General features: G+C 67.4%; 13 protein-coding genes. 8 read left to right on the top strand and 5 right to left on the bottom strand.

Going from position 1 to position 17,262, the window contains the following annotated elements:
- Nucleotides 1-224, top strand: a 224-nt coding sequence (locus tag TSH20_RS35445) for a hypothetical protein (protein WP_211100356.1), incomplete at its 5' end; no start/stop codon positions are given.
- Nucleotides 225-340: 116 nt separating this feature from the next.
- Here the strand turns inward: TSH20_RS35445 and TSH20_RS10820 are convergent.
- Together TSH20_RS10820 and TSH20_RS10815 are read right to left on the bottom strand one after the other, a co-directional pair.
- On the bottom strand, nt 341-1,339 hold the full coding sequence (locus TSH20_RS10820; RefSeq protein ID WP_109074738.1) for an LLM class flavin-dependent oxidoreductase: 999 nt from the start codon (nt 1,337-1,339) through the stop codon (nt 341-343).
- Between the two features lie 121 nt (nt 1,340-1,460).
- Nucleotides 1,461-2,714, bottom strand: a complete 1,254-nt coding sequence (locus tag TSH20_RS10815) for a sodium:proton antiporter (RefSeq protein WP_109074737.1) — start codon at nt 2,712-2,714, stop codon at nt 1,461-1,463.
- A 301-nt stretch (nt 2,715-3,015) separates the two neighbouring features.
- Between TSH20_RS10815 and TSH20_RS10810 the strand changes: the two genes are divergently transcribed.
- Nucleotides 3,016-5,799 carry a PAS domain-containing protein gene (locus tag TSH20_RS10810; protein WP_109074736.1) on the top strand — a complete coding sequence of 928 codons (2,784 nt, stop codon included), beginning with the start codon at nt 3,016-3,018 and terminating at the stop codon, nt 5,797-5,799.
- 149 nt (nt 5,800-5,948) lie between these two features.
- On the opposite strand, the gene TSH20_RS10805 is transcribed toward TSH20_RS10810, so the two are convergent.
- Together TSH20_RS10805 and TSH20_RS10800 are read right to left on the bottom strand one after the other, a co-directional pair.
- Nucleotides 5,949-9,092 (bottom strand): efflux RND transporter permease subunit, encoded by a 3,144-nt coding sequence (locus tag TSH20_RS10805; protein WP_109074735.1) that lies wholly within the window; start codon nt 9,090-9,092, stop codon nt 5,949-5,951.
- A 31-nt stretch (nt 9,093-9,123) separates the two neighbouring features.
- Nucleotides 9,124-10,326: an efflux RND transporter periplasmic adaptor subunit gene (locus TSH20_RS10800; RefSeq protein WP_109074734.1), complete on the bottom strand. Its 1,203-nt coding sequence runs from the start codon at nt 10,324-10,326 to the stop codon at nt 9,124-9,126.
- Between the two features lie 255 nt (nt 10,327-10,581).
- Here TSH20_RS10800 and TSH20_RS10795 point away from each other — a divergent pair, with 255 nt between their 5' ends.
- Entirely contained in the window at nt 10,582-11,286 is a 705-nt protein-coding gene (locus tag TSH20_RS10795) for a TetR/AcrR family transcriptional regulator (protein WP_247871642.1), read from the top strand.
- Nucleotides 11,287-11,299: 13 nt separating this feature from the next.
- Here TSH20_RS10795 and TSH20_RS10790 read toward each other — a convergent pair whose 3' ends face one another.
- Complete coding sequence (locus TSH20_RS10790) at nt 11,300-12,784, bottom strand: MFS transporter (protein WP_109074733.1); 1,485 nt, start codon at nt 12,782-12,784, stop codon at nt 11,300-11,302.
- A gap of 319 nt (nt 12,785-13,103) precedes the next feature.
- Between TSH20_RS10790 and TSH20_RS10785 the strand changes: the two genes are divergently transcribed.
- The 5 genes from TSH20_RS10785 (at nt 13,104) to TSH20_RS10765 (ending at nt 17,260) form a co-directional block, all read left to right on the top strand.
- Nucleotides 13,104-13,778, top strand: a complete 675-nt coding sequence (locus TSH20_RS10785) for an amino acid ABC transporter permease (protein ID WP_109074732.1) — start codon at nt 13,104-13,106, stop codon at nt 13,776-13,778.
- A gap of 14 nt (nt 13,779-13,792) precedes the next feature.
- A complete protein-coding gene (locus TSH20_RS10780) occupies nt 13,793-14,446 on the top strand; it encodes an amino acid ABC transporter permease (RefSeq protein ID WP_109074731.1) in 654 nt (217 codons plus the stop codon).
- 30 nt (nt 14,447-14,476) lie between these two features.
- Nucleotides 14,477-15,286, top strand: a complete 810-nt coding sequence (locus TSH20_RS10775; RefSeq protein WP_109074730.1) for a transporter substrate-binding domain-containing protein — start codon at nt 14,477-14,479, stop codon at nt 15,284-15,286.
- Nucleotides 15,287-15,329: 43 nt separating this feature from the next.
- Nucleotides 15,330-16,112 (top strand): amino acid ABC transporter ATP-binding protein, encoded by a 783-nt coding sequence (locus tag TSH20_RS10770; RefSeq protein WP_282183494.1) that lies wholly within the window; start codon nt 15,330-15,332, stop codon nt 16,110-16,112.
- 209 nt (nt 16,113-16,321) lie between these two features.
- Entirely contained in the window at nt 16,322-17,260 is a 939-nt protein-coding gene (locus tag TSH20_RS10765; RefSeq protein WP_109074729.1) for a 2-hydroxyacid dehydrogenase, read from the top strand.
- The last annotated feature ends 2 nt before the right edge of the window (nt 17,261-17,262 follow it).

Genomic DNA, 17,262 nt, shown 5'->3' with positions numbered 1-17,262 from the left:
AACGGCTACCAACTGCCGCCGCCTGCGCATCCCTTCTCACAACACGGTATAAACTTGTCAAAGAACCCGCAGCACTGAAACATGCCGCTTCCGAACATCTCAGCGGCGCTCCGTTCTGGATCACCGCGTCGTGTTCGGCTTATTTAGTGATCTTTACTTTCGTTGTCAACCTTTTTTTTTCGAGGTGTTCGACACTTACTTGTTCGGACCGCCGTTTCCTTTGAAGCGTCACTGCCTTGTGGGCCGTGCTGCGTCGCGGGAGGCGGTGTATAGGCCGGCTGGCCGATGCCGCGCAAGGGCTTTTTTCGCCTTCCCGCACTTTTCGATCAAATCACCTGAATCAACCGATCCGCTCGCGCACCTCCGCCCCGATCTGGAAGGAGCGCAGGCGGGCGGCGTGGTCGTAGATCTGGCCGGCCAGGATCAGCTCGTCGGCCTGGGTGGCGCGGACGATCTCCGACAGTTTGGCCGCCACTTGGTCCGGCGTACCCACCGCGGCCATGGTGCCGAGCGCGCGGTCCACCATCATCTTCTCGGCCGGGCTGCTCCACCAGGAGTCGATGTCGTCGACCGGCGGCGGCAGCTTGCCCGGTGTGCCGCGGCGCAGGCTGGCGAACTGCTGCTGGGCGGAGGAATAGATGCGCCGGGCCTCGGCCTCGGTGTCGGCGGCGAAGATATTGGCGGCCACCATGGCGTGCGGCTTGTCGAGCGTCGCCGACGGCTCGAAGCGGGCGCGGTAGATCGCCAGCGCCTCCATCAGCATGTCGGGCGCGAAGTGGGAGGCGAAGGCGAAGGGCAGCCCCAGCATCGCCGCCAGCTGCGCGCTGAACAGGCTGGAACCCAGCAGCCACAGGGGCACCTTCAGCCCGGCCCCCGGCACGGCGCGGATGCGCTGGTTGGGCTCCGGCTCCTCGAAATACATCTGCAGTTCGACCACATCCTGCGGGAAGCGGTCACCGCTGTCGGTCATATCGCGGCGCAGAGCCCGCGCCGTCATCATGTCGGTGCCCGGCGCGCGGCCGAGGCCGAGGTCGATGCGGCCGGGATAGAGGGACTCAAGCGTGCCGAACTGCTCCGCCACCATCAGCGGCGCGTGGTTGGGCAGCATCACCCCGCCCGACCCGACGCGGATGGTCGAGGTGCCGGCGGCGACATGGGAGATCACCACGGCGGTGGCCGCACTGGCGATGCCCGGCATGTTGTGATGCTCGGCCAGCCAATAGCGCTTGTAGCCCCAGCGCTCGGCATGGCGGGCGAGGTCCAGGGTGTTGCGGAAGCTGTCGGCGGCGGTCGCCCCCTGGACGATCGGGCTGAGGTCGAGAACGGAAAAGGGGATCATGGCTCGGTCCGTGGTGGGGGCCGGCTGGCGGCCATCTGTTGCCATTCAAGGTATGGTCGGGGCGGCGCGGGTTCCACGCCAGCTCCTGCGCGGCTGCCCTGCGTTCGAAGATCGGCCGGCGTCACGACTGGTCGTCGCTGTAGAGCCGCCGGCCGATGGGCTCCAACGTCAGGCCCTGGACCAGGATGGTGAAGGCGACGACGACATAGCAGACCGCCAGGATGGAATCGCGGTAGGGGCTGGCCGGCAAAGACAGCACCAGCGCCACCGCGATGCCGCCGCGCAACCCCGCCCAGGTCAGGATGATCAGCGCACTGGTCTTGCCGCTGCGCCCCACATGCATCAGCAGGGCCGGGGTCAGGCTGAGCAGCCGGACGACCAAAGCCAGCGGCACGGCCAGCGCAGCGGCCAGCAGGGCCGGCCCCGTCCAGGTGATGACCACCGTCGCCTCCAGCCCGACCAGCAGGAACAGCAGGGCGTTCAGCACGGAATCGATCATCGCCCAAACCACCTGCAGATCACGGCGGCTCTCGTCGCTGCTGACATGCTTCTCGGTGGTATAGCCGATCAGCAGCCCGGCGACGACGACGGCAATCGGCCCCGACACGCCCAGCCGGCTGGCGAGCGAATAGGTCCCCAGCACCAGCGCCAGCGATATCGTCAGTTCCACCGTGCTCTCGTCGATCCGCCGTTTCGCCTGATAGGCGATCCAGCCGCAGACGAAGCCGAGGGCGGCACCGCCGAACGCCTCCTTGACGAAGTCCAGCGCGACCTCCGCCGCCTCCAGATCTTTGTCGCTGCCGGTGGCGAGGTGGAGCAGCGTCGCGAACACCACCACACCGACACCGTCGTTGAACAGGCTTTCGCCTGAGATCACGGAGCGGAGAGTCTCTGGGACCGGCAGCCGCCCGAGGATGCCATGCACCGCCACCGGATCGGTCGGCGCGATGGCGGCACCCAGCACCATGCACCAGATCAGCGGCACGTCGATCCCCGCCAAGCGGAAGATGAAACTCAGCCCCAACCCCATCAGGCCGGTGAACAGCATCACCCCCAGCGTCGCCAATGCCAGCACCGTCCATTTCCGCTTCAGCAGGGCGCACAGATCCTCGTTCACCGCGGCTGCGTAGAGCAGCAGGCTGAGAATGCCGTCGAGCAGGATCTCCGGCAGACTGACCTGCTGGATCAGGTTGCGCAGCCAATTGCCCACGCCAAGGCTGGCGCTGAGCGAATCCGCGCCGCTCACCAGCAGCGCCAGCGCCAGCCCTTCGAAGAACAGCGCGATGGTGCTGGGCAGCTTCAGCCACTTGTAATTGATGAAGCCGAAGGCAGCCGCCAGAGTCAGCAGGATGGCGGCCAGATGGAACGGACCCACGGGCGTTCTCCAAAGAAAGCGGTACAAAATGAGCGGCTGCCCGTCTGATCTCCCAGGGCCGATCTCCCGGACAGGACAAGAAGCGGTGGGCAGATATGATGATCTCGACAACATCAGCGGAGGCGTGAACGTCGCGCCTGCATAAGGAGTCAAGAAACCTACTCCCAAATGGCTAGATGCCGCTGATTGCCACCCATCCTGCGATTGCCTATTCTCGCGCCATGATCTGTGTGAATGCCCCTATCTTTTTCCGGACTACCGGGCATCGTCGACGCAAACCCGCGGCGGCGGTGTTCGTCGCATGACGACCGATCCGGTCTGGCAGGATGCCGCAAGGCTGCGGCAGGCCGGGGTGTCCGGCAGTTCGGCTCCGGGCGGTCCGGCTCCGGACAGTCCGGCTCCGGGCGGGCCGGACGTCTTCACCGGCGGTGGGGAGATGGGCCGGCGGATGCGGGCGATGGACTGGTCGGCCACGCCGCTCGGCCCGGCAGAGGACTGGCCGCAGTCGCTACGCACCATCGTCAACCTGATGCTGACCTCCAGCTTCCCGATGTTCGCGGTCTGGGGGCCGCAACTGACCTTCCTCTACAATGACAGCTACCGCCCGATCCTGGGCGACAAGCCGGAGGCGCTGGGCCGTCCCTTCGCCGAGGTGTGGGCCGACATCTGGCCCGACCTGACCCCCCTGGTGGCGCGGGCGCTTGCCGGCGAAGCGACCTATCATGAGGACCGGCGGCTGGTGATGGAGCGGCACGGCTACCGCGAGGAGACCTATTTCACCTTCTCCTACAGCCCGGTCCGCGACGAGACCGACCACGTCGCCGGCATGTTTTGCGCCTGCACCGAGAACACCGCCCGCGTGCTGGCCGAACGGCGGCTGACCTTCCAGCTCGATCTGGCGGAGCGGCTGCGCGGGCTGAACGACCCGGTCGGCATCACCGCGGCCGCCGCCGAGGCGATCGGCCGCCATCTGCGGGTGGCGCGGGCCGGCTATGGCCGCACCGATCCGACCGGCAGCCTGATCTCGGTCGAGCGCGACTGGAGCGACAGCGGGGTGGCGAGCCTCGCCGGGGAGTCCCGCCTGCTCGACAGCTTCGGCCCGGCGCTGATCGCGGAGCTGCGGGCGGGATACACGCTGCGCGTGGACGACGTCGCCACCGATCCGCGCATCTCCGATCCCCACACCGGTGGCGGCGGACCGGCGGCGGCCTTCGCCGGCATCGGTGCGCGCTCCTTGCTGGTGGTCCCGCTGCTGAAGGCGGGACAGCTGACGGCGATCCTCTATCTGCATGAAACCAGGGCGCGCCATTGGACCGACACCGACGCCGCCCTGGCGGAGGATGTGGCGGAGCGGACCTGGGCCGCGGTGGAACGCGCGCTCGCTGAGGCGGCCTTGCGCGCCGCCAACAAGGCGCTGATGCGCGAACGCGCCGCGGTCGAGGCAGCCAACGCCCGGCTGGCGGCGGAGGGGGAGCGGCTGCGCACCCTGTTCCGGCAGGCGCCGGGCTTCATGTGCGTGCTGCGCGGGCCGGACCATGTCTTCGAGATGGCGAACGACACCTACATGCAACTGGTCGGCCGCCAGGATCTGGTGGACCGCCCGGCGCGCGAGGCTCTGCCGGAGGTGGAGGGCCAGGGCTTCTTCGAACTTCTCGACCGCGTCTATGCCAGCGGCGAGACCTTCGTCGGGCGCGGCATGCCGATCCGCTTCCAGCGCCGTCCGGGCGAACCGCTGGAGGAACGCTTCCTCACCTTCGTCTATCAGCCGATCCGGGATGAGGACGGGCGCGTCAGCGGCCTGTTCGTGGAGGGCAGCGACATCACCGAGGCCAAACGGGCGGAGGAGGAGCTGCATCAGCTCAACGCCACGCTGGAGGCCCGCGTCGCCGAGGAGGTGGCGGAGCGCGAGCGCGTCCAGGTCGCCCTGCTGCAGACGCAGAAGACGGAGGCGCTGGGCCAGATGACCGGCGGCGTCGCCCACGACTTCAACAATCTGCTGCAGGCGCTGTCGGGCTGCCTGCACATGATCGAGAAGCGGGCGGAGGGAACGCACATCCAGCCGCTGGTCGATGCCGGGCGGCAGGCGGTGGACCGCGGCGCCAAGCTGGTGCAGCAGCTGATGGCCTTCGCCCGCCGGCAGGCGCTGCGGCCGGAGACGGTCGATCTGCGCGACCGCGTGCTCGGCATGTCGGAGTTGCTGAACCGGGCGGCGCGCGCCGACATCCGGCTGGAGATCGACTTCACCACCGGGCTGTGGCCGGTGGAGGTCGATGCGACCCAACTGGAACTGGCTCTGCTGAACCTCGTGGTCAATGCGCGGGATGCGATGCCCGACGGCGGCGCCCTGACGATCCGGGCGGCCAACGTGATCCTGACGCCCGGCGACGCGCGGGCGCCCCAGGGCGTTTCGGACGGGCTGCCGGGAGAATTCGTGCAGCTGACGGTGAGCGACACCGGCACCGGCATGCCGGCCGACGTGCGGGCGCGCGCCTTCGATCCCTTCTTCACCACCAAGGAGATCGGCAAGGGCAGCGGGCTGGGCCTGTCGCAGGTCTACGGCTTCGCCCGCCATTCCGGCGGAACCGCCTGGATCGAGAGCGAGGAGGGGCGCGGCACCACCATCGGGCTGCTGATCCGCCGCTCCGGCACCGCTCCGGCCACGGCGGCCGAGCCGGCGATGGATGAGGCGGGCGCCACCCGCGTCGGAGGCCATGTTCTGGTGGTGGAGGACGACCCCATCGTGGCGCTGACCGTCGCGACCGCGCTGGAGGATGCCGGCTTCACCATCACCCGCGCCACCACCGCCGACGAGGCGCTGCCCCTGCTGGAGGCCGGCGGGTTCGATTTGCTGTTCAGCGACGTGGTGATGCCCGGCACCATGAGCGGCGTCGATCTGGCCCGCACCGCGCAACGGCTCCGCCCGGACCTGCCCGTCGTGCTGGCGACCGGCTACAGCGAGGATGTCGCCCGCGCCACCGGGGTGATGGTGCTGCCGAAACCCTACCGCATCGACCGTTTGGTCGAGGTGCTGGACACGCTGCTGACGGATGCTGGGCTCCCCTCTCCCCCCCGGGGAGAGGGTTAGGGTGAGGGGGTCGCGCGGCGAAGATCTTCAAGTATCGCGCACTCCCCGCTCCGTACAGAATCCATGCTCTGCTTCCCCCTCACCCCGACCCTCTCCCCGGGGGGGAGAGGGGGATGCCTTCGGGGAGAGATGGGCGGCAGTCGCAAGCCTCAATCCCCCGCAGCTGGCTGCGGCATGGCGCCGTGGCCGGGGCGGCGGCGGACGAACAGGCGGTAGACGGCGACGAAGAAGACCGGCACGAACAGAATCGCCAGCACGGTCGCGGAGATCATGCCGCCCATCACGCCGACGCCGATGGCGTTCTGGCTCTCCGACCCGGCGCCGGTGCTGATCGCCAGCGGCAGCACGCCGAGGATGAAGGCCAGCGAGGTCATGATGATCGGGCGCAGGCGCTGACGGCAGGCTTCCGCCGCCGCTTCCTTCAGCTCCATGCCCTGGTCGTACAGCGCCTTGGCGAACTCCACGATCAGGATGGCGTTCTTCGCCGACAGGCCGATGGTGGTCAGCAGGCCGACCTGGAAATAGACGTCGCTCGGCAGGCCGCGCAGCGTCGCCGCGATGACGGCGCCGATGACGCCCAGCGGCACCACCATGATCACCGACACCGGCACCGACCAGCTCTCATAGAGCGCGGCCAGGCACAGGAAGACGATGATCATCGACAGGGCGTAGAGCGCCGGCGCCTGCGAGCCGCTGAGCCGTTCCTCGTAAGAGAGGCCGGTCCACTCGTAGCCGATGCCCTGCGGCAGCTTCTGCATCATCGCCTCCATCTCGGCCATCGCCTCGCCCGAACTGATGCCCGGTGCGGCCGATCCCTGGATGTTCAGCGACGAGGAGCCGTTGTAGCGCTCCAGCTTGGGCGAACCGTAGATCCACTGCGCCGTCGTGAAGGCGGAGAAGGGCACCATCTGGCCGCTGGAGTTGCGCACGTACCAGCGGTCGATGTCGCTGGGCTGCATGCGATAGGGCGCGTCGGCCTGGAGATAGACCTTCTTCACCCGGCCGCGGTCGATGAAGTCGTTGACGTAGGACGAGCCCCAGGCCGCCGACAGCGTCGTGTTGATGTCGCTGAGCGACAGGCCGAGCGCGCTCGCCTTCTCTCGGTCGATGTCGAGCTTGAACTGCGGCGTGTCCTCCAGCCCGTTGGGGCGGACGCCGACCAGCTTGGGGTTCTGCGCCGCCATGCCGAGCAGCTGGTTGCGCGCCTGCATCAGCCGGTCATGGCCCAGCCCGCCGCGGTCGACCAGCTGAAGGTCGAAGCCGGTGGCGTTGCCGAGGCCCGGAACCGACGGCGGCAGGAAGGAGAAGACGACCGCGTCCTTCAGCTTCGACATCGCCCCCATCACCCGGCCGGCGATGGCCTGCGGCTTCTGCGACGGCAGGGGACGCTCGCTCCAGTCCTTCAGCCGGACGAAGGCCATGCCGGCATTCTGGCCGCGGCCGGAGAAGTTGAAGCCGACGATGGTGAACAGGCCCTCGACGTTGTCCTTCTCCTTTTCCAGGAAATAGGCGGTGACGGTCTTGGCGGTCTCGGCGGTGCGCTGGGAGCTGGCGTTCGGCGGCGCCGACCACAGCACGAACAGCTGGCCGCGGTCCTCCGTCGGCAGGAAGGAGGACGGCATCTGCAGGAACAGGTAGCCGAGGCCGCCCAGGATCAGCAGATAGGCGATGAAATAACGGCCCAGCCGGTTGACCGCCCCGCGCACGCCGCGGACATAGACCCGGCTGCCGGCGTCGAAGCCGCGGTTGAACAGGCCGAAGAAGCCGCCGCGGGCATGGCCATGCCCAACAGCCACCGGCTTCAGGATGGTGGCGCAGAGCGCCGGCGTCAGCACCAGGGCGACCAGCACCGACAGGGCCATCGCCGAGACGATGGTCAGCGAGAACTGGCGGTAGATGGCGCCGGCCGACCCGCCGAAGAAGGCCATCGGCACGAACACCGCCGACAGAACCAGCGCGATGCCGACCAGCGCGCCGGTGATCTGGTCCATCGACTTGCGCGTCGCCTCGCGCGGGGGAAGCCCCTCCTCGCTCATCACGCGCTCGACATTCTCGACCACGACGATGGCGTCGTCCACCAGCAGGCCGATCGCCAGCACCATGCCGAACATCGTCAGCACGTTGATGGAGAAACCGAAGGCCGACAGCACGCCGAAGGTGCCGAGCAGAACCACCGGCACCGCGATGGTCGGGATCAGCGTCGCGCGGAAATTCTGCAGGAACAGGTACATCACGACGAAGACGAGGACGATCGCCTCGAACAGCGTCTTGATGACCTCGTGGATCGACAGCTGGACGAAGGGGGTGGTGTCGTAGGGGTAGATGACCTCGATGCCGGCCGGGAAGAAGGGCTGGAGTTCCGCCACCCGCGCCTTGACCGCGGCGGCGGTGTTCAGCGCGTTGGCGCCGGTCGCCAGCTTGATGCCGACGCCCGCCGCCGGCTTGCCGTTGTAGGCGGCGTTGATCTCATAGGTTTCCGACCCGATCTCGATCCGCGCCACGTCGCGCAGCCGCACCTGGGACCCGTCGGGGTTCACGCGCAGCAGGATGGCGCCGAACTGCTCCGGCGTCTGCAGGCGGGACTGGGCGGTGATGGTGGCGTTGATCTGCTGGCCCGGAACGGCGGGGGCGCCGCCGAGCTGGCCGGCGGAGACCTGGGCGTTCTGGGTCTTGATCGCGTTGGTGACGTCGGTGGTGGTCAGCGCGAAGTTGTTCAGCGCGTCGGGGTCGAGCCAGATGCGCATGGCATGCTGCGGCCCGAAGACGGTGATGTCGCCGACGCCTTCGACGCGGCTCAGCGTGTCCTGCAGGTTGGAGGTGACGTAGTCGGCGATGTCGCCCTGGCTGAGGCGGCCGTCGCTCGACACGAAACCGACCACCAGCAGGAAGTCGTTGCCGGCCTTCGACACCTGAATGCCGCGCTGCTGGACCTCCTGCGGCAGCAGGGGAACCGCCAGCTGCAGCTTGTTCTGCACCTGGACCTGGGCGATGTCGGGGTTGGCCTCCGGCTCGAAGGTCAGGGTGATGGTGACGTTGCCGGAGGAGTCGCTGTTGGAGGACATGTAGCGGAAATGGTCGAGCCCGGTCATCTTCTGCTCGATGACCTGGGTGACCGTGTCCTCCAGCGTCTTGGCCGAGGCGCCGGGATAGCTTGCGGTGATCGACACCGTCGGCGGCGCGATCTTCGGATATTGCTCGACGGGCAGCCGCAGGATCGCCAGCGCACCCGCCATCATGATGACGATGGCGATGACCCAGGCGAAGACCGGCCGGTCGATGAAGAATTTTGACATGGGAGCGGTTCCTGGGGTCGGTATCCGGGGATCAGCGGGCCGAGGCGGCCTTTTCCGGCAGCGATGCAAGGGCGTTCTGGGCCGGCACCGGCTTCACCTCGGCACCCGGCTTGACCTTCTGCAGGCCCTCGACCACCACGCGCTCGCCGACGACCAGGCCGTCCGACACCAGCCAGACATTGCCGACCGCGCGTTCGGTCTTGATGGTGCGCGGGTTCACCTTGTTGTCGGCCCCAACCACCCAGACGCGGGCGGAGCCGTCCGGCCCGCGGGCGACCGCGGCCTGCGGCACGGTGATGGCGTTCTCGGCCACCCCCTGCTCGACGCGGGCGCGGACGAACAGGCCGGGCAGCAGGTCCTTGTTCGGGTTGGGAAAGACCGCGCGCAGCTGGACCGAACTGGTGCCGGCATCCACCGTCACGTCGGAGAATTGCAGCTCGCCCTTCGCCGGGTAGGCGGTGTCGTCGCCGCTGGCGTTGCTGTTCAGGAACAGCGTCACCGGGATCTTGCCGGGCTCGGCCGGGCGGATGCGGCCGGTCGCCATATCCTCGCGCAGCTTCATCAGCTGCGAGGCGGTCTGCGTCACGTCGACATAGATCGGGTCGAACTGCTGGATGGTGGCCAAGGCCGTCGCCTGGTTGGCGGTGACCAGCGCGCCTTCCGTCACCGCCGACTTGCCGATGCGGCCGGAGATGGGGGCGAACACCTTGGTGTAGTTCAGGTTGATGCTGGCGAGGTTGTAGGCGGCCTTGGCGGCGGCGACCTGCGCCTCGTTCTGCTTCAGCGACGCCTGGACGTCGTCGAAGTCCTGCTTGCTGACCACGCTGTTCTTGACCAGATCGCCGTAGCGCGACGCCTTGTTGCGGGCGGCCTGCAGGTTCGCCTCCGCCTTCTGGACATCGGCCTGGGCGCTCGCCAGCGATGCCTGGTAGGTGGCGGGGTCGATCTGATAGAGCTGGTCGCCGGCCTTGACGTCGCTGCCCTCGCGGAACAGGCGCTTCAGCACGATGCCGCTGACCTGCGGCCGGATTTCGGCGATCCGGTAGGCGGCGGTGCGGCCGGGAAGCTCGGTGGTCACGGTCAGGCGCTGAGGCTCGATGGTGAGGACCGACACCTCCGGCGGGCCGCCGCCCTGGGGCTGTCCGCCCGCCTGCTTCTGCTGGTTGCAGCCGGCGAGCAGCACGATCAGGCAGGCCGCCGCGGCCAGCGTCATGAATGGATTGGATCTGGACATCTCTTTCCTCGTCTCGGCGCCGCGCGTCGGCGGACCCGTCTCCCTGCTACGCCGGGCTTCGGTTGGTCCGGCACATCCCCGTTGCTTAGTACTGTCTCATACAGTACAGTGTACCAGACGATACAGTCAGAATGCTGCACCGCGCAAGAGGGTTCCGCAGATGTCCGACGCTAATGTCCGACAGGGGACCCCGTGGAAAGGCGCTGAATCAAAAATGGACCCGGCTGCGGCCGCCGCACCGGAAGGGAACGCACGATGACCAGCAACCACAAGGCGCGGATCGATACCGGGCAGGAAACACCCGCCAATGTCACGGCCGTCTGCGGCCCGTCCACCTGCGGCCCGCGCGGCATGGCGCGCCGGCAGGCGATCCTGACGGCGGCCCGCCGGCTGTTCATCGAGAAGGGGTTCGAGAAGACGACGCTGAGCGACATCATCGCCGTCGCCGGCGGGTCCCGTGCCACGCTGTACGAGCATTTTGGCGACAAGGAGGGCCTGTTCCGCGCCATCATGGAAGAGGACAACGCTATGTTCCTCTCCGGTCTCGCCACCGCCCAGGCGGACGAGCATGTGACGCCGGAAGCCGGGTTGACCGCCTTCGCCCTGCATCTGGTCAAGGCCCTGCTGAACGAGGAGACGACCGCCACCCTCCGCGTCCTGATCGCGGAGGGCGACCGCGTGCCCGACATCGCCGAGGCCTTCTTCCGCATCGGGCCGGAGAACGCCATCCGACGGCTGGCGGACTATCTGCGGCGGCTGTCGGACAGCGGCGCCTTGCGGATCGACGATCCGGCCGCCGCGGCGCAGGCCTTCCTCGGCATGGTCACCGGCAATCTGGTGATCCGCCGCCTGATCCTGCCGCAGAGCGCTCCGGCCATCCCCGACCTCGATCGCTATGTCCGGCAGGCGGTGCGGCTGTTCCTGAACGGGGCTCGCGTGCCGCAAACCAAGACGGATTGACGACGACAAGCCGTCAGATCGTCTCCGCCGCCTCCTCTCCCACGCCCTGGTCGCGGTTGGCCTTGGTCAGCGGTTCGGCGATGTCCTCCAGCCCCTTGCCTTCGGCGTCGACGCCATAGACCAGGGCGACCATTCCGCCGAACATCATCACCACCGATCCCACCACATAGCCCCAGAACAGCGGGTCGCGCTCCGTCCCCTCCCCCACCAGCCAGCCGAACAGCAGCGGGCCGGTGGAGCCCACCACCTGGGCGATGGCGAAGAAATAGGAGATCGCCTGCGCCCGGACCTCCAGCGGGAAGATCTCGCTGACCGTCAGATAGGCGGACGAGGCGCCGGCCGAGGCGAAGAAGAAGGAGACGCACCAGAAGATCGTGTGCGTGTTCGCCGTCAGCACCCCCTGGCGGAACAGGAAGGCCGAGACCAGCAGCACCACGCCCGCCAGCAGATAGGTGCCGAAGATCATCCGCCGCCGCCCCACCGTGTCGAACAGCGGCCCCAGCAGCAGCGGCCCGATCAGGTTGCCGGCGGCGAAGGGGAAGAAATAGAGCGCCGTCTGCGACGGATCGAGATGGTAGAAATTCTGCAGAACCAGGGCATAGGTGAAGAAGATCGCGTTGTAGAGGAAGGACTGCGTCACCATCATCGTCACGCCCAGGAAGGTGCGCGACGGGTATTGCCGGAAGAACACGTCGACCAGCTGTGCCCAGGACACATGATCTTCCGGAATGATGTGCATGGCACGTTTGGGATCGACCGGGGCCAGCGCCTTGCCCTGCGCGCGCACGCTGGCCTCGATGTCGTCGACGATGCGCTCGGCCTCGTCCTCCATCCCGTGGGTGACCATCCAGCGCGGGCTTTCCGGGATGTGCCGGCGCAAATAGATGATGATCAGTCCCAACAGCGGGCCGATGAAGAAGGCGATGCGCCAGCCGAGATTTTCCGGCACCAGTGAATGGTCGAGCAGGAAGACGCTGCCGACCGCGCCGATCATCGCGCCGCCCCAATAGGTGCCGTTGATGGCGATGTCGACCCGGCCGCGGAAACGCGCGGGGATCAGTTCGTCGATGGCGGAGTTGACGGCGGCATATTCACCGCCGATGCCCATCCCGGCGATGAAGCGCCAGACATAGAGGAACCAGGGCGTCCAGGCGAAACCGGCGATGCCCGACGCGATCAGGTAGAGCGCCAGCGTGGTGATGAACAGCTTCTTGCGCCCCCAGCGGTCGGTCAGCCGCCCGAAAACCAGCGCGCCCACCACCTGCCCCATCAGGTAGACGGTGCCGGCGAACCCGACCTCGGCACTCGACATGCCCAAGGTTTCCTTGTAGCCGGAGGCGGAGATCAGCTGGATTTCGATGCCGTCGAGAATCCAGCTGACGCCCAGCCCGACCACCACCATCCAGTGGAAGCGCGCCCAGGGCAGCCGGTCCATCCGGGCGGGGACGAGGCTGCTCACCGCGGCGGTGCTCCTGACGGCACTGGTTCCTGCGGTCATGTCGGGGGGCTCCTCGAGGCTGACGGTCGGGCGGCGTTCCGGTGTCCGGTGAAACGCCCTGCGCCGCCGGAAGGTTTCCGCACATGCTGGACCCGATCAAATGTCTGGTCTGCAAATCATCACGGCACTCCTCATTTCCCGTTGCGCTTTTGGATCGATCCAATTACCGTGTACGAACACTGAGAGAGCGGGACCGCCGTCGTCGCGGCGTCCCGGCGGTCCGGGTGAGGCTTCCCCGGACGACAGCCCAAGCGGACAAAGGCAATCCGCGCGACGCCGGCCTTAAAGGGCGGCGCGACGCGGGTGCGGAGGAACGCCCGTGACCTACGATTTTCAATTCGACGCGGTGTTCGCGTCGTGGGATTACCTGCTCGACGGCGCCTGGCTGACCGTCAGGCTGTCGTTCGGCGCCATGGCCATCGGCCTGGTGATCGCCATCGTCTGCGCGCTGGGCAAGACCTCCGGGCCCAAGCCGGTGCGCTGGCTGATCAACGCCTATATCGAGGTCATCCGCAACACGCCCTTCCTGGTGCAGATCTTCCTGATCTTCTTCGGGCTGCCGAGCATCGGCCTCAGGCTGTCGCCGGATGTGGCGGCGCTGATCGCGATGGTCGTCAATGTCGGCGCCTATGCCACCGAGATCATCCGCGCCGGCATCGAATCCATCCACAAGGGCCAGATCGAAGCCGGGCTGGCGCTGGGGCTGCGGCCGCTGCAGGTCTTCCGCTATGTCGTGCTGAAGCCGGCGCTACGCACGGTCTATCCGGCGCTGACCAGCCAGTTCATCCTGCTGATGCTGAGTTCGAGCGTGGTGTCCGCCATCTCCGCCGACGAGCTGACGTCGGTCGCCAACAACATCCAGTCGCAGACCTTCCGCAGCTTCGAGATCTACATCGTGGTGACCGGCATCTATCTGGTGCTGGCGCTGATGTTCTCGGCGCTGTTCGCCGGCATCTACCGGCTGGCCTTCGCCTATACCGTTGACCGGCGCTGAGAGGGGGCTGAGCGATGATCCGCGCATTTGGATACAACGAATTCCTGTTCCTGCTCAGCGCCGTGCAATGGACGCTGATGCTGTCGGTCATCGCCTTCATCGGCGGCGGCATCGTCGGGCTGTTCGTGGCGCTGGGCCGCACGTCCGACGTGAAGCCGCTGCGCTTGCTGGCGACCGGCTACATCCAGGTCTTCCAGGGCACGCCGCTGCTGATGCAGCTGTTCCTCGTGTTCTTCGGCGCCACCGTGATCGGCATTGACATGAGCCCGTGGGTCGCCGCGGTGGTCGGGCTGACGCTGAACACCAGCGCCTTCCTGGGCGAGATCTGGCGCGGCTGCATCCAGTCGGTGCCGCGCGGCCAGTGGGAGGCGGCGTCGGCGCTCGGCCTGCGCTATCCCGGCCTGATGCGCTACGTGATCCTGCCGCAGGCGGTGAAGGTCGCCGTGCCGCCGACCGTGGGATATCTGGTCCAGGTGATCAAGGGCACCTCGCTGGCCGCCATCATCGGCTTCGTCGAGCTGACCCGTGCCGGGCAGATCGTCAACAACGCCACCTTCCAGCCCTTCCTGGTCTTCAGCATCGTCGCCGCGATCTATTTCGCGCTGTGCTGGCCGCTGTCGCTGTTGAGTCAGCGTCTGGAAGCCCGCTACGCCGCGCCTTCCCGTTAAACACCCAATAAGCACTTGGAGGAAACACCCATGGCCTTCACCGTCACCCGCCGCCTCGTCGTCGCCGGCGCCCTGATGTCCGCCGCTATTGGCCTCACCGCCACCGCGCACGCCCAGAGCGTCGAGGAGATCAAGGGCAAGGGCAAGCTGACCATCGGCATGCTGGTCGACTTCCCGCCCTTCGGCATCACCAATAGCGAAGGCAAGCCGGACGGCTATGACGCCGACGTCGCCAAGCTGATGGCCAAGCACATGGGCGTGCCGGTCGACATCGTGCCGGTGACCGGGCCGAACCGCATCCCCTACCTGCTGACTGGCAAGGTCGACGTGCTGGTCGCCTCGCTCGGCGTCACGCCGGAGCGCGCCAAGCAGGTCGCCTTCTCCGAGCCCTATGCGGCGATCGAGATCGGGCTGCTCGCCCCGCAGAAGTCGGCGGTCAAGAAGCCGGAAGACCTGTCGGGCAAGAGCGTCGGCGTCGCCCGCGCCAGCACGCAGGACCAGTCGCTGAGCGCGGTGGCGCCCAAGGATGCCCGCATCATGCGCTTCGACGACGACGCCAGCGCCGTGCAGGCCCTGCTGTCCGGTCAGGTCGATGCGCTGGGCGTCAGCAACGTGGTGGCGCAGCAGATCAAGACGATGGCGCCGCAGGCCAATTACGAGATGAAGTTCGTGCTGAAGAGCCAGGTGCAGGGCATCGCCCTTCGCCAGGGCCAGGACAAGCTGATGGGCTGGGTCAACGGCTTCCTCGACACCGTGAAGAAGAACGGCGAGCTGAACGCCATCCATCAGAAGTGGCTGGGCACCGACCTGCCGGCGGCCGTCACCGCCAGCAAGTCCTAAGTCGAACGAAGCGCAATCCCCGGTGGAGGTTACGACCATGGCAATGGCGTCTGAGCCGACGCGCGACGGCGTCGCGCCCGCGATGAGCGCGGATGTCGTCATCCGCATGGAAGGCGTCCAGAAATGGTACGATCATTTCCAGGTGCTGAAGGACATCGACCTGGAGGTCCACCGGGGTGAGCGCATCGTCATCTGCGGCCCGTCCGGATCGGGCAAATCGACCCTGATCCGCTGCATCAACCAGCTGGAACGCCACCAGAAGGGCCGGATCACCGTCAACGGCGTCGAACTCGGCCCGCACCACCGCCAGCTCGACACCGTCCGGCGCGAGGTCGGCATGGTGTTCCAGAGCTTCAACCTGTTCCCGCACCTGACCGTGCTGGAGAACTGCATGCTGGCGCCGATGAAGGTGCGCGGCACGACCAAGGCCGAGGCGAAGGCCACCGCCATCCGCTATCTGGAGCGGGTGCGCATCCCCGAACAGGCCGACAAATACCCCGGCCAGCTGTCGGGCGGCCAGCAGCAGCGCGTCGCCATCGCGCGGTCGCTGTGCATGAACCCGAAGGTGATGCTGTTCGACGAGCCGACCTCCGCGCTGGATCCGGAGATGGTGAAGGAGGTGCTCGACACCATGATCGGGCTGGCGGAAGACGGCATGACCATGCTGTGCGTGACGCACGAGATGGGGTTCGCCAAGTCGGTCGCCCACCGCGTGATCTTCATGGACCGCGGCGAGATCGTCGAGCAGAACACGCCGGAGGCGTTCTTCACCGATCCGAAATCGGAGCGGACCCGAAGCTTCCTGGGCCAGATCCTGGCGCACTAAGAGCCCGTTTGAAAAGTCCGTCGGCAACACTCGACGCCCTTCCATCGTCATTCCCGCGAAAGCGGGAATCCAGCTATTCCACGGTGTTCCCTGGTGGGAAGCCTGGATCCCCGCCTTCGCGGGGATGACGGGTTGGAAAAGGATCAGAACAGGTTGGGCGTTTCCAAACAGGCTCTAAGGACTTTCTGTTCCACCAAGGACAAATTGCGATGAAGCCCGAAATCCTGCTGGTCGAACCCATGATGCCCGCCATCGAGCAGGCGCTGGATGCGGCCTACACCGTCCACCGCCTGTCCGCGGCCCCCGACCGCGACCGGCTGATCGCCGAGGTCGCCGACCGGGTGCGCGCCGTCGTCACCGGCGGCGGGACCGGCGTGAAGAAGGCGGTGGTCGAGGCGCTGCCCAATCTCGGGATCGTCACCATCAACGGCGTCGGCACCGACGCGGTCGATCTGGAGCATGCCCGCGGCCGCGGCGTGCGGGTGACCAACACGCCGGACGTGCTGACCGACGACGTCGCCGACCTCGCCATCGGGCTGATGATCGCCGCCTCGCGCCGGATGATGGTGGGCGACCGCTTCGTCCGCGCCGGAAACTGGCCGAAGGGCAAGCTGCCGCTCGCCCGCAAGGTCAGCGGCAAGCGGCTGGGCGTGCTGGGTCTGGGACGCATCGGCGAGGCCATCGCCAAGCGCGCGGAAGCCTTCGGCATGACCATCGCCTACACCAACCGCAAGCCGCGCGACGGCGTGTCCTACCGCTTCGTCGCCTCGCCGGTCGATCTGGCGCGCGAGAGCGACATCCTGATCGTCGCCGCCTCGGCCGGGGCGGATGCCCGCAACATGGTCGGCCGCGCCGTGCTGGACGCGCTGGGGCCGGAGGGGTTGCTGATCAATGTCGCCCGCGGCAGCGTGGTGGACGAGCCGGAGCTGCTGGCCGCCCTGACCGAGGGCCGGATCGGCGGCGCCGGGCTGGACGTCTTCGCCGACGAGCCGAACGTGCCGGAAGGCTTCTATGGCCTCGACAACGTCGTCCTGCAGCCGCATCAGGCCAGCGCCACGGTGGAAACGCGGATGGCGATGGGCCAGCTGGTGCTGGACAATCTGGAAGCCTTCTTCGCCGGCCGGCCGCTGCCGACCGCCGTGGTGTGAGG

This window comes from Azospirillum sp. TSH20 (assembly GCF_003115935.1).
Lineage (GTDB): Bacteria > Pseudomonadota > Alphaproteobacteria > Azospirillales > Azospirillaceae > Azospirillum.
This window is presented reverse-complemented; position numbering and strand designations above follow the sequence as displayed.